12 protein-coding genes are annotated in these 12,806 nt (G+C 26.8%); 7 read left to right on the plus strand and 5 right to left on the minus strand.

What is annotated here, in order from left to right; all coding sequences use genetic code 11:
* Positions 1-19: 19 nt before the first annotated feature.
* The 3 genes from NJU99_RS09470 to NJU99_RS09480 all read left to right on the plus strand — a co-directional run bounded on the left by NJU99_RS09470 (position 20) and on the right by NJU99_RS09480 (position 2,408).
* The gene (locus NJU99_RS09470; protein ID WP_254575674.1) at positions 20-1,072 is read left to right on the plus strand and encodes a CNNM domain-containing protein; all 1,053 of its coding nucleotides are present in this window, start codon (positions 20-22) and stop codon (positions 1,070-1,072) included.
* Complete coding sequence (locus NJU99_RS09475; RefSeq protein ID WP_254575675.1) at positions 1,062-1,808, plus strand: carbonic anhydrase; 747 nt, start codon at positions 1,062-1,064, stop codon at positions 1,806-1,808. Before NJU99_RS09470 ends, NJU99_RS09475 begins: the two co-directional genes overlap by 11 nt.
* Positions 1,809-1,913: 105 nt before the next feature.
* Positions 1,914-2,408, plus strand: a complete 495-nt coding sequence (locus tag NJU99_RS09480) for a HugZ family pyridoxamine 5'-phosphate oxidase (RefSeq protein WP_254575676.1) — start codon at positions 1,914-1,916, stop codon at positions 2,406-2,408.
* A 24-nt stretch (positions 2,409-2,432) separates the two neighbouring features.
* Here NJU99_RS09480 and NJU99_RS09485 read toward each other — a convergent pair whose 3' ends face one another.
* The 4 genes from NJU99_RS09485 to NJU99_RS09500 form a co-directional block, all read right to left on the minus strand.
* Entirely contained in the window at positions 2,433-2,939 is a 507-nt protein-coding gene (locus NJU99_RS09485; RefSeq protein ID WP_254575677.1) for an ankyrin repeat domain-containing protein, read from the minus strand.
* 83 nt (positions 2,940-3,022) lie between these two features.
* A complete protein-coding gene (locus NJU99_RS09490; RefSeq protein ID WP_254575678.1) occupies positions 3,023-4,144 on the minus strand; it encodes an AI-2E family transporter in 1,122 nt (373 codons plus the stop codon).
* A gap of 59 nt (positions 4,145-4,203) precedes the next feature.
* Positions 4,204-4,854: a hypothetical protein gene (locus NJU99_RS09495; RefSeq protein WP_254575679.1), complete on the minus strand. Its 651-nt coding sequence runs from the start codon at positions 4,852-4,854 to the stop codon at positions 4,204-4,206.
* A 40-nt stretch (positions 4,855-4,894) separates the two neighbouring features.
* Positions 4,895-5,485 (minus strand): nicotinamide mononucleotide transporter family protein, encoded by a 591-nt coding sequence (locus tag NJU99_RS09500; protein WP_254575680.1) that lies wholly within the window; start codon positions 5,483-5,485, stop codon positions 4,895-4,897.
* Between the two features lie 110 nt (positions 5,486-5,595).
* Here NJU99_RS09500 and NJU99_RS09505 point away from each other — a divergent pair, with 110 nt between their 5' ends.
* The gene (locus NJU99_RS09505) at positions 5,596-6,219 is read left to right on the plus strand and encodes a tRNA-uridine aminocarboxypropyltransferase (RefSeq protein ID WP_254575681.1); all 624 of its coding nucleotides are present in this window, start codon (positions 5,596-5,598) and stop codon (positions 6,217-6,219) included.
* Positions 6,220-6,269: 50 nt separating this feature from the next.
* Positions 6,270-8,162 carry a L,D-transpeptidase family protein gene (locus tag NJU99_RS09510; protein WP_254575682.1) on the plus strand — a complete coding sequence of 631 codons (1,893 nt, stop codon included), beginning with the start codon at positions 6,270-6,272 and terminating at the stop codon, positions 8,160-8,162.
* Between the two features lie 7 nt (positions 8,163-8,169).
* On the opposite strand, the gene NJU99_RS09515 is transcribed toward NJU99_RS09510, so the two are convergent.
* Positions 8,170-9,309, minus strand: a complete 1,140-nt coding sequence (locus NJU99_RS09515) for a hypothetical protein (protein ID WP_254575683.1) — start codon at positions 9,307-9,309, stop codon at positions 8,170-8,172.
* A 120-nt stretch (positions 9,310-9,429) separates the two neighbouring features.
* Between NJU99_RS09515 and NJU99_RS09520 the strand changes: the two genes are divergently transcribed.
* Both NJU99_RS09520 and NJU99_RS09525 read left to right on the plus strand, forming a co-directional pair.
* On the plus strand, positions 9,430-10,119 hold the full coding sequence (locus NJU99_RS09520; RefSeq protein WP_254575684.1) for an SDR family NAD(P)-dependent oxidoreductase: 690 nt from the start codon (positions 9,430-9,432) through the stop codon (positions 10,117-10,119).
* A gap of 124 nt (positions 10,120-10,243) precedes the next feature.
* Positions 10,244-12,799, plus strand: coding sequence for a putative bifunctional diguanylate cyclase/phosphodiesterase (locus tag NJU99_RS09525; RefSeq protein WP_254575685.1), 2,556 nt, complete (start codon positions 10,244-10,246; stop codon positions 12,797-12,799).
* The last annotated feature ends 7 nt before the right edge of the window (positions 12,800-12,806 follow it).

The raw sequence follows: 12,806 nt of genomic DNA on the forward strand, positions 1-12,806 counted from the left end.
TTATACAAAGTGAGCCCCAATGGAAATATTAGTCTTACTATTCTTAGTAGTTGTTGGAACATCTTTCTTATGTTCTATTTTAGAATCAATCCTACTTTCAACTAATGTATCATACATTTCTGTTCTTGAAAACAAGAATCCAAGTGCAGGAAAGCTTCTTAAAAAACTTAAAACAGATATTGACAGTTCTATTGCTTCAATTTTGATTTTAAATACTATTGCAAATACTTTAGGTGCAACTGCAATTGGTGTTCAAGCTCAAAATGTATTTGGTGGTGATAAAACACTAGTAATGGTAACTTCAATTGTTTTAACATTCTTGATTCTGTTTTTTGCTGAAATAATTCCCAAAACAATAGGTGCAGTTTATTGGAAGCAACTAGCTCCTCTTGCAGGAAGAATTATAAATATGTTTATTTTCGTAACATACCCTATTATTAAAATTACACAGTTTGTAACTAAAAAAATAGGTTCAGATAACAGTGACTCAATATCAAGAGAAGAGCTTATACACTCCACTTTACTGAGTGAAGAGGAAGGTGTTATTGGTGATTTAGAATCAGATATTATTGAAAATACTTTAACTTTAAACAATATGAAGATTAAAGAGATTTTAACACCTAGGTCTGTAGTATATGCAGTGGATAAAGAAACTTCAATAAAAGATATTATTGAAGATAAGAGAACTTTTAAGTTCTCAAGAGTTCCTGTATATGATGAAAGCATTGATAATATTGTGGGTTTAGTTCTAACTAAAAAACTATTCAAACAAGCTATCATAGATCAGGATGTTAGTATTGAATCAATAATGAAACCTGTAATTTCATTAAATGAGAACATTCCTGTTTCAAAAGCATTAAATATGTTTATCCAAAAAAAGGAACATATGTTTATTGTTGCTGATTCTTATGATCAAACTGAAGGTATTGTTACATTAGAAGATTGTATCGAGACACTTCTAGGATTAGAAATAATGGATGAGTCTGATACTACAGCTGATATGAGAAGACTTGCTTTAAATAAAATGAAAGCAAAGAGAAAAGAGAAGGAGAGAGAAAAAAATGAGTTCTAAAAGCACTATTATTAGTATTTTTGTTGTATTTGTTGTTGCATTGATGTTGGCTGAGGGTGAGCCAAAACCTCTAGCACCATGGTCTTATTCAGAAGATGAGGGTCCTGCAAAATGGTCTGAACTTGATGAAAGATACGCTATGTGTGAAAATGGTTTAAACCAATCACCAATTAACATTACAAATACAATTGATGCTAATTTAGTACCATTAAAATTTGAAGGTAACTCAAAAGGAACTGTATTTGAAAATACAGGACATGGAGTAAAAGTAGCTGTTTCAGGTGGAAATAAATTAACAATTGATGGAGAAGAATATTCATTAAGACAAATGCATTTCCATACACCAAGTGAAAATACAATTGATGGTAAATCATTCCCAATGGAAGCACATTTAGTTCATTCTAAAGGTTCAAGTTTAGCAGTTGTTGCTGTTATGTTTGAAGTTGGTGAAGATAACTTAGTATTAAATAAATTATTAAGAAATTTACCTGAAACTGAAGGTGACAAAAATGACTTAAAATCTGATGTTCAAGGATATGAGATTTTACCAGCAAACCAAGAATACTTTAGATTTAATGGTTCTTTAACAACTCCTCCTTGTACAGAGGGTGTTAAATGGTTAGTTTTAAAAACACCAGTAGAATTATCTCAAAGTCAATTAGAAGATTTCGAAGCTGTAATGGGTGAAAATAATAGACCTGTTCAAGATATTAACGCTAGAACTATTCTACACTAAACACTACATTAAAGGAGAAATCCTTTAATGTAAACTTTTATATAAATCAACACTTAAACTATTTCATGTTATAAATACTTCAAAATTTAATATAAGAAGTATTTAATGAAAAATGAAAAACTAATAGAATTCCTAAACTCGTTTCAAAGCCTTGTAATAAACTCTTTAGATGAGAACAAAAACCCTTTTTCTTCATATGCCCCATTTGTAAAATATGAGAACAGATATTATGTATATTTATCTAGTATGGCAAAACACTCTCATAATCTAAAACAAAATCCCAAAGCAAGTATTTTCTTTTGTGAAGATGAAAGCTCTTGTGAAAACATATTTGCTAGAAAAAGAGTAACAATGCAGTGTGATGTTATAACTTTAGAGAAAAACAGTTCAAAATATGAAGATATTCTTGACTCATTTGAAGAAAAATTTGATAAAAGTATGGTTCAAACACTAAGAGGAATGAGTGACTTTAATCTTTATGAATTCAAAGCATTTTATGGTGAAGCTGTATTTGGATTTGGAAAAGCCTATAATCTAGGTGGTGAAAACTTTAATGAGCTTGTTCAAAGAGAAAATACAAAAGGACATGGACATAAATAAAGTAGTTTTATAAACTACTTTACTTTAAACTAAAGACTCAAACTTTTTTATTAAGTATTGGATTTTTAAATCATATGCTAAACTTAAGGCACTATTTCCTAGCATATCTTCATGTTTAACACAAGCATTGTTTTCAACTAGATAATCTACGCTTTTTATTTTATTATACAAAACTGCGTATATTAATGCCGTAGAGTTTACATCATCAAGTTCATTTAAATCCAAACCACAATTTTTTAAGCATTTTAAGACTTTTACATCGTTTTTATAAACTGCATAATTTATAGCTGTTAATGAGCTTGTAACTTTTGTACTAACTCCTAATTCAAGTAGTTTTTTGATTATATTTATTTGTCTATGATAAATAGCCCAAAAAAGTGCATTTCTACCTTTTGTATCTCTAAAGTTTATATCTACACCTAAATTTATTAAATCATCTATTTTTTCTTGCTTACCTTTTGATATAGCACTAAATAGTTCATTACATAAAATATTTGAAAAGTCTTTATTTATTAAGATATTATTTGACATTTTCTTTCCTCTTTAATATTGATAATTGTTATCATATATAAGATAGGCTTAAAAGAAGATAAATATTAAAAGATAAAAAGAGCTTATTTCTCTTTTTTATCTTTACTCTTAGGATCAAAGATTTTACCATCTCCTGAGATTAGAATTGCTAAACCTTTTGTATTTTCAAATTGCGAAAGTATTATTAGTAAAATCATCATTAAAGGAACTGATAAAAACATCCCTACAGTTCCCCACATTGCTCCCCAAAGAACAAGTGATAATATTACAACAAATTGAGAGATATTAAGTTTATTTCCCATTAATCTTGGATAAATAATATTTCCTACTGTAAATTGAACAACAGCTAAAGAAGCTAATAAAAACAATACAGGTGAGAGTTCATTAAACTGAACTAGTGAAAAAAGTGTTGGTATTACAACAGCAATAATACTTCCAATAGTAGGAATAAAATTAAGAATAAAAGCTAAGAATCCCCAAAGAACTGCACCTTGTAAAGAAAAGAACTCACAAATAAAATAAGTAAGTATTCCAGTAAACAAACTAATAATTGTTGTAATTGATAAGTACATTCTAATAGTTTTTGAAACAGATTCTAAAACCTCTTTTGCCTTTGCTCTTGTATCATAGTTTTTAAATAAAGCATTTATTTTTGCATTAAAAAACCTTTGATCTATCAATAAAAAAAGTACATATAAAAGTATTTGCATAATATTACTTACAATTGAACTAAAAGCAGAGATTACTTTATTTATAAGTGATGCTAAACTAAACTGTTCAAAAAGCTTTTCAAACTTCTGGGATACATCAAAACCTGCCATTGAAGATAACTTCTCAATTATTGAAGTAAATTTACTATCAAGTTGAGAGATTGTGCCACTTAACTCAACCATATTTGAAGCAATAAAACTTCCTATTTCAAACATCAAATAGACTATAACAACTAAAGATAAAGGAATTGCAATCATATTTCCTATATTTGAATCAAAGTAAGGAAGCCTTTTTATTTGATTTGCAAGAGCGTTTATTAAAAACCAAATTAAAATAGCAATAGCAAGTGGAGTTAAGATATTATTTAAAGTAGATAAAGTATAAACTACTAAAAACATAAAAGCTAAAAAATAGAATGCCGAAGCAAAATTTGTATTATAGATTTTATCTTCTGATTTTGTCTTAGTGACAACATTTTTATTTAGATGGTCCAAAATATTAACCTTGTATTATTTTTAGCTAATAATAACAAATTAAATATTTAAAAGATATTTTAGTTCTCTAAGTGTTTTGATTCAAGTTCTTTTTGAAAATCAGTTTTTAGCATCTCTTGGATTTTTTTATCAATTATATCAAGTGTTTTTGATTCTGTTTCTTTTGAAACATTAGGTAATTCTTGCTGAAAAAGTTTTTGTGCTTCAAAGAAACCATCTTCGATTCCCTGTCTTGACTCTTTTAAAGCTTGTGGTTCATTTCCTGTTAAGTCCTCAACAAATTTAACTAATCTTTTTGAAGTCTCTTCTGAACCAAAAAACCCTTCATTTGAAAGTAATTCTTTTGCTTCTTCTTTTGAAAGTTGAGAGATAGGCTTTCCTGTATAACCCATCTCTTCTAATGTTAAAGTTTTTTCAAATTTTCTACCTTCAAAAAAGTTAACATAGTCAACCTTCCCTACTTCAAGATTTGATAAAACTTGTTGTGCGTTTGTATTTCCTTTCGAAAATTCTGCACTTTTTACATTTAAATAGTTTTGGATATTATGTGTTGATATAGAAATTGATACAGCAGCATTATGAAGTTTGCTTTCGCTTACTTCATCAATATAATTAGAAGCTGTAATATCTTTATTATCAAGTAAAGTTGTGTTCTTTTCATTAAAATTATTAAGATTCAAACTTAATTGATCTAGTCCTAAACCGTACATTATGTATCCTTTATGATACTATATTATACTTTTACAATTCTTATTTTTTTCTTAAAGAACCTTTAAACTCTTCAATCTCCTCTTTCATGGTATTTGCATACCCTTTTGCACTTGTGTATAAATAGAAAATCGATTGAACCATAAAGAAATAAAAGGCATTTACGTAACCAATGTAAACAAATATCACATCTGCAAGAAAAAAACAAATGAACGCTATTCCTCTTGTTTTATGATTCTTACTTGATAATAAAAAGCTTCCGTATATGGCAATAGCTGATGCTATTAAATCTACAGGTAATACAGTAAAATCAATATTTGACATATTTGGAAGAACTTTTAAATATAAAATAAAAAGATAAACAAATAAAATTATACTAATTAAAGAAACATCTCTTTTTCTTTCATTTGTTAATTTATAAATACCTAAAACTGCTGTTACAAAAAAGAGTATCATTTGAATAATCACAGGAACTTTTCCATTTAAAGTAAAGAAAGTTAAAAGGGCTAAATTTGAGATAAAAAAACTAACAAAACCCCAATAAATAGGTCGTGTATCAGCCTTTGTACTTCTGGACATAAGATATGCACCTATTATAGAAAAGATGGCTCCTACTGCTTCTAGTATTATCATGTATTCACTTTTATATTAAATTTTTGCAATTATATTCAATTTAGCAAAAATTACAATAAATATAATAAGTATTTAACTATAATTCTATAAAAAATTAAAGATTAAAATTAATGAACAAACAAGAATTTAAAAAGTGTTATAAGTGTTTTCGTCCAAAAAGCTCATGTAGCTGTAAAAATATTAAAACTCCCCTTGATACAAATACAAAATTTGTAATACTTATGCATCCAAAAGAGTTTAAAAAAACAAAAAATGGTACAGGGTATATGACTAAAAACTCTATTAAAAACTGTGAAATAATAATTGGTGTTGATTTTTCTGAAAACAATAGAGTAAATGAATTAATAAATAGCAAAATATACAGCCCCTATCTTTTATACCCAGATGAAAATAGCATTAAAATAAATAAAGAGATTATAAATGAAAATAAAAAACTTCTAATATTTATACTTGATTCAACATGGCCTTGTTCTAAAAAAATGTTAAAATCAAGTTCTAATTTACAGAATATTCCAAAACTTAGTTTTGAACATGATTTAAAATCAAATTTTAAAATTAAAGCACAACCTAAGGACTACTGTTTGTCAACAATTGAATCGACTTTTTGTTTACTTCAAGAGCTAAATAAACAAAGCTTAGAGAATATTGAAGCTAGTGATTTAAACATGTTTTTGCAACCTTTTAATAAAATGGTAGAATATCAAGTAAATTGCAGTAAGTTACATAGCAATTAAAGATATATTTGTATATAATTTAATAACTCAAAAGGATTATACGATTAATTATGTTTAAAATTTTACTTACACTTTTTGTATTGCTTAATATAAGCTCTTATGCAAATGAAAATATCAACAAAAATGACACTCAAATAGAAGAGATAAAAGAAGCCACTTTTAAAGAAAAAAGTCAAGAAACTATTAAAAACCTATTAAAAAATAAAAAAACAAAAACAATGTTTCTATCAAGGCACTCTTTAAGAAAATACTACAAACAGTTTGATTACCAACTAATTTGGGTTGATGAAAATGGAATAAAAGATATAGCTACTAATCTTTTTAAAACAATTAAAACAGACCCTGTTTTAAAGCCTGAGGTTGAGAAAATATTTAGATTTAGTCGTCTTATAAAAAAACTAGACAAACTAGATAAAAGACCTGAAAAATATATTGAGAGTATGGCAAAAATTGATTTTATGCTTGTTAGTATTTATAGTAAATATATGTCATATCTTGGAAGTGGATATATAAATTGGAAAGGTTTTAAAGCAACAATTAAAAAACTTGAAGAAAAAGATGACATTCATGTGGGATGGGAAAAATACAATATTAGAAAAAACAAAATCAAACTTTTAAAAGAAGCTTTAGAAAAAGATGATTTATCTGTGGCTTTTGATGCTGTAAATTATACTTTTCCTCAAGCAAGACAATTAGAAGATAAAATAAAAGAGTTTGAACAACTAGCACAAGCTGGTGGTTATGTAAAACTTCCTAAATTTAAAGTTTTAAAAGAAGGTTCAAATAGTAAAGCAGTAAATATTTTAAGACAAAGGCTATTACAAAGTAATGATTTAGTGAAGAATGAATGTGAAGTCATAATACATACTGAGAATCTAGTAACTAATACAATAGCAAAAAACAATCATACAGATGATAGTTTAAATGAAAATATGATTAGCAATCAAAATTCAAATATTATAGAAAATGATTGCTACAATGTTTTTGATAAAAATGTCAAAGAAGGGGTTATGTCTTTTCAAAAAAATCATGGTTTAGTAGCAGATGGAATAGTGGGGGCTCAAACTAGAAGAGCTCTAAATATGTCTGTTGAAAAAAAACTTGTAAAAATGAGACTAAACTTAGAGCGAATGAGATGGATGCCAAGAACTCTAGGAGAGAAGTTTTTACTTGTAAATATTCCTGAATATAAACTAAGAATGTACAAAAACAATGAAGTTGCTTTAGATATGAATATAGTAGTAGGAAAAAGAAAACACCCTACTCCGATTTTTTCTAATAGAGTATCTTATGTAGTTTTAAATCCTTATTGGAAAATTCCTGAAAGTATTGTGGAAAAAGAGCTTATTCCAAAAGTTCTGAAAAACCCTAATTACTTAAAAGAAAAAGGTATCAATATTCACGAGAATTGGGATTATAAATCAGATACATATGAGTTAAATGAAATAGATATTAAAGCTATGTTACCAAAAGAAGAAAATAAAGATATAGAAGAAATAAATCTTGAAGATGAAACAATTGTTCAAAATCAAGAAGTTATGCAAGAGCAAATAAAATATAGATTTATTCAAGTTCCAAGTAATACAAATCCACTTGGTAGAATGAAGTTCATGTTTCCAAATAGATATTCTGTTTATTTACATGACTCTCCTGCTAAAAAATACTTTAACTATACAAAAAGAGCATATTCTCACGGTTGTGTTAGATTAGCTGAACCTAAAAAACTTTTAGAAGCAATATCGAAAGAAGATAATAATTTTGATTTTGATGAAGCAAAAGAAGTATTAACGCAAATTGATAAAAAATCAATCGACTTAAAAAAGCAAATACCTGTACATATGGTATATCTTACATCTTGGGTTGATGAAAACGGTAAATTACAGTTTAGAAATGATATTTATAGATACGATAGAATTCAAAAAAAGCTTTTATATAGAATGTAAAAGCTTTTTATTCTTTGATTAAGAAAAGTTTATCTTTTATGAAATTAATATTTTTTACATAAAGCTTATGCTTATCTTCTAAAACTTTCATGAAAAACCTAACTTCTGCATTTGTAAAGCCATCTGGTTCTTTATCTTTTATAGATGCTTCACCATCTTCCATAAGTCTTATTCTTTTTAATACACCATTTGTAAGTTTAGCATAGTAAACAATATCTAATTGAGTTTGATTCACTTTTTCAATTGTTACTATAACTCTGTCATCTCTAACACTCATATTAAACGTAGGATATAAAACTGCAAAATCTTCACTATTTATATAACCAATATAAAGCTTAGTATAAATATCAAAATAAAGTCCAAGTTTGTAAGAAGAAAAGAACTTCAAATCAACAATAAATTTAGGATTTGATCTTGACTTTGTCAAAATCCACTCTAAAGTTGGGAAGTACTGAAATTTTTTGTATCTAACACTTAAAGCCTCAATAAACTTTTTATGAACTGGTGGCTTTAGAGTTTTTATATTTTTTTTATTTCTTTTTGAAAAGATAATCTTTTTGATTAAATCTTCATCTGATAAATCTTTTGTAACCCATACAGTTGCATAATCTGGAAAGTTTCTAATTCCAATAGAACCTTGAGTTAAAACTATTAAAGCTCTTATTTGCAAAGTAGGAAAAATCATTTTAAGTAAGGCATATTTTTTTGCAAGTCTTTTATTTAAACTTGAAGTTTTTTTAGATGTACTCATTTCTACAAAATAAACAGAATCTTTTGTAAAAAATAGTGCATCAAATTCACTTATATCTTTATATGCTGACTTATATACTATTTGAGAACTTCTATCTATTAAAAGTCCACTTTTAATGTATTTGTTTTCTTTGTCTTGATATGGACCTTTTACCACAAACCTAGTTATAAGCTCTTCTGTTTGGGCAAACTCCATTAGCAATTCATAAACTATGTTCTCGTAAACCTCTCCTCTAAAACTTCCATATGCTGATATGTAAGAAGGGTCATCTTCTGATATATTTTTTTTAAATAATGCCCTTAAGCTCTTACTATCATAAGAGTAGTGAAAAAGATTGTCTTTAATATTTGATATATCTAAATTTTTTATTTTTTGTGTAATTTTAAATTGATGCAATTGTCTTTAAGTCTATAATAAACTTATTTCCTTTTTAAGTTGAAATTATTATATCTAAATAGATTTTAATAAAGATTAACATAATATAATACACTAAATAATACACATAAAAGGTACTTAATGTCAAAAAATATTTTAATCACAGGATGTAGTTCTGGTCTTGGTTTAGCCCTTACTAACTTGTATCTACAAAAAGGTTTCAAAGTTTATGGAATTAGTAGAACAAAACCTGAAATACAAAATGATAATTTTATTTATAAAGAGTTTGATTTAGCTAATATTGAACAAATTAAACCTTCACTTCAAGAGTTTATTCAAAATATACATGATATTGAAACAGTATATTTAAATGCTGGAATGCTAGGAGAGATTAAAGCTTCAATTGATTTAGAAGTGCCACAATTAAAAGAAGTTTATGAGCTAAATGTATATGCAAATAAAGAGCTTTTAGATATATTTTCAACTATTAATGTAAATAATATTATTGCTATTTCTTCAGGAGCTTCTGTAAATGGCTCAAAAGGTTGGGCTTCATACTCACTATCAAAAGCAGGAGTTAATATGCTTATAAATCTTTATGCTAAAGAGTTATTAAATACAAAACTATTAGCAGTTGCACCTGGAGTTATTGAAACACCAATGACTGATTATATAAGATTTGATATAAATGATGAAGAGTTTCCATCAGCAAAAAGATTAAAAGAATCACATATTCAAAAGCCAGAAGAAGCAGCTCAAAGACTTCATGACCTAGTTATAAATATTGATAAGTTTACAAGTGGTGATTTTATAGATGTAAGAAATATTTAAATTCTGTTATTTATCTAGTTATATTCCTTTAAATCTTATTTTACATGGTTATTATTAAATTTTAAAATAATATTTTAAATATTAATAGGTTACAATATAAAATCTTTGTAAAATAAGGTTCCTTATGCAAAAAACTTTCAAAAACTATATATTTTCAAGTAAAATTCTCTTAGTTTCCATTATATTTATAATATGCTTTATATTTAGTACTTACTTACACACTACTTTAACAAAAGAAGAAGCATTAAAACAGTCAAATACTATTTCGAACCAAGTATTTTCATCTATGTATCAAATAATGAGAAAAGGATGGAGTAGAGAAGATTTAAACCTATTTACAAAATCCCTTGAAGAGAACTTCAAAAATAGTAACTATGAAATAAATATATATAGAGCCCAAAGTGTAAAAGATTTATTTGGAGAGATTAAAGAGAATCCAAAAGATCAAATATTACTAGATGTATTAAACTCAAATCAAGATGAAATAAAGTCTTTTGAAAACAATATCGTAAGAAATATTTTACCACTTAAGGCAAATCAAGAGTGTATGCAGTGTCATACAAATGTAAAAGAAGGTGATACATTAGGTGTTGTGGAAGTTACACAAGACTTAAGTGATATTTTTTATGAATCAAAGTTTCAATATATCATATTTTTCTTGATAATCATTCCTATATTTTATATTTCAGCTTTTATATCTTCAAGATATACAAGTAAAAAAATATCTAAAAGTTTAGACTTATTTAAAGAAAAAGTAGAAAACATCAACTCAATTGATGATTTTAAGAAATTTGACTCTAAAAATATAGACCTATACTTCAAAGAATTCAATGAAATTATTGTAAATGTTAATGGAATGGCTGATAAATTAAAAAATGTAGCTGTGGATAAAGAGCTTTTAGAGTTTGAGATTAAATTGCTTGATAAATTTATCATAACATCAGATGTTGTAAAAGATTGGAGAGAATATATAAGTGATTTACTTTTAGAAATAAATAAAATCATGGAAACCTATACTTTAATGACAATGTTTAGAGTTGGTGATGATCAATTTGAAGTTGATATTTTTTGGCTTGCAATTCCCCAGGAAGATGTTAAAGTAGTCTTTGAAGAGTATGTAGAAAATATGCTAAAAGAGTCTGAACATTTTAAAGGCATGAGTGATTTTAAAATAAAACATATTATTGCAAATAGACATGAAAAACTTGTAAACCTAAAAAAAGAAGATATAGAATACAGGTCAAAATCACTTTTCTTAGAGAGTCCTAAAATTGGTGGAATTGTAGGAATTGGTCTTCAATCAGCATTAACAGTTGATCCTGTAAGATATATAGTTATTGACTCTATTTTAACAACTATGGCAAACTTAGTTGGTTCTGTAAAAGCTATTCATAAATATACACAAGATTTAGAGTATTATGCAGCAAGAGATCCTTTAACTGATTTATTTAATCAAAGAGTTTTTAATGACATGATGTCATATGAAATTAAAAGAGCAAAAAGACATAATTACTCTTTTGCTTTAATGATTATAGATTGTGACAACTTCAAACATATAAACGACAATCATGGACATAGCTTTGGAGATAAGTTCTTACAAACAATTGCTGATATATTAGAAACCCACAAAAGAGATGAAGATATAGTTGCAAGATATGGTGGCGATGAGTTTACTATTATTCTTCCTGAGTGTGATGAAAATGGGGCTCAAACAGTTGCAAATAGAATATCAAAAGAGATTGATAATACAAAATTAGAAACTCCTGATGGAACAAAAATTGGACTTACTATATCAACAGGGATATGTGTTTATCCTACTCATACCATGTCACAAAAAGAGATGTTTATTATTGCTGATCATATGATGTATCAAGCAAAAGAAGAAGGTAAAAACCTTGTAAAACTTCCAACTCAAGAAGATATTACTTATGTGCTTAAACAAAATCAAGAAAAGTCACTACTTCTTTTAAATGCAATTGAAAACAATCAAATATACCCTTATTTTCAACCTATAAAACCAAGCCCAAGTAATGAGAATGATGTAATAATTCATGAACTACTAATGAGAATAAAACATGAAGATAAAATCATTTCAGCATATGAGTTTATAGAAATTGCCGAAGCTAGAGGCCTAATCAATAAAATGGATTTAATAGTTATAGAAAAAGCCTTTGAGCAAATAAAGAAGACTAATTATAAAGGCTTATTATTTATAAATTTATCTCCCAAATCCCTAATAGTAGGTGATTTTATAAATAAAATAAATGATTTAGTAAAAGAGTACGAAATACAAAAAGATCATATTGTTTTTGAAATCACAGAAAGAGAAACTGTTAAAAACTTCTCACTATTAGAAAGATTTGTACAAAATCTAAAAGCTGAGGGATATAAGTTTGCTATTGATGACTTTGGTTCTGGATTTTCTTCATTTCATTATATTAAGAAGTTTCCTATTGATTATCTTAAAATTGATGGAGATTTTATTATCAATATCAATAAAGATGAAAAAGATAAAGCCTTTGTAAATAGTATTTCAACACTTGCACAAGAATTAAATGTCAAAACAATTGCTGAGTTTGTAGAAAATCAGGAGATAGTTGAAACCTTAGATACTTTAAATATAGATTACTGTCAAGGTTATCATATGGGAAGACCAGCTTTAGAGTTTCAATCTAAATAAAAAGAAG

Source organism: Arcobacter roscoffensis (assembly GCF_024267655.1).
Taxonomy (GTDB): Bacteria; Campylobacterota; Campylobacteria; order Campylobacterales; family Arcobacteraceae; genus Arcobacter_B; species Arcobacter_B roscoffensis.

Coding starts and splice junctions, on each gene's coding strand:
- NJU99_RS09470 (WP_254575674.1), top strand. CDS start 20: ATGGAAATATTAGTCTTACTATTCTTAGTAGTTGTTGGAACATCTTTC.
- NJU99_RS09475 (WP_254575675.1), top strand. CDS start 1,062: ATGAGTTCTAAAAGCACTATTATTAGTATTTTTGTTGTATTTGTTGTT.
- NJU99_RS09480 (WP_254575676.1), top strand. CDS start 1,914: ATGAAAAATGAAAAACTAATAGAATTCCTAAACTCGTTTCAAAGCCTT.
- NJU99_RS09485 (WP_254575677.1), bottom strand. CDS start 2,939: ATGTCAAATAATATCTTAATAAATAAAGACTTTTCAAATATTTTATGT.
- NJU99_RS09495 (WP_254575679.1), bottom strand. CDS start 4,854: ATGTACGGTTTAGGACTAGATCAATTAAGTTTGAATCTTAATAATTTT.
- NJU99_RS09500 (WP_254575680.1), bottom strand. CDS start 5,485: ATGATAATACTAGAAGCAGTAGGAGCCATCTTTTCTATAATAGGTGCA.
- NJU99_RS09505 (WP_254575681.1), top strand. CDS start 5,596: ATGAACAAACAAGAATTTAAAAAGTGTTATAAGTGTTTTCGTCCAAAA.
- NJU99_RS09510 (WP_254575682.1), top strand. CDS start 6,270: ATGTTTAAAATTTTACTTACACTTTTTGTATTGCTTAATATAAGCTCT.
- NJU99_RS09520 (WP_254575684.1), top strand. CDS start 9,430: ATGTCAAAAAATATTTTAATCACAGGATGTAGTTCTGGTCTTGGTTTA.
- NJU99_RS09525 (WP_254575685.1), top strand. CDS start 10,244: ATGCAAAAAACTTTCAAAAACTATATATTTTCAAGTAAAATTCTCTTA.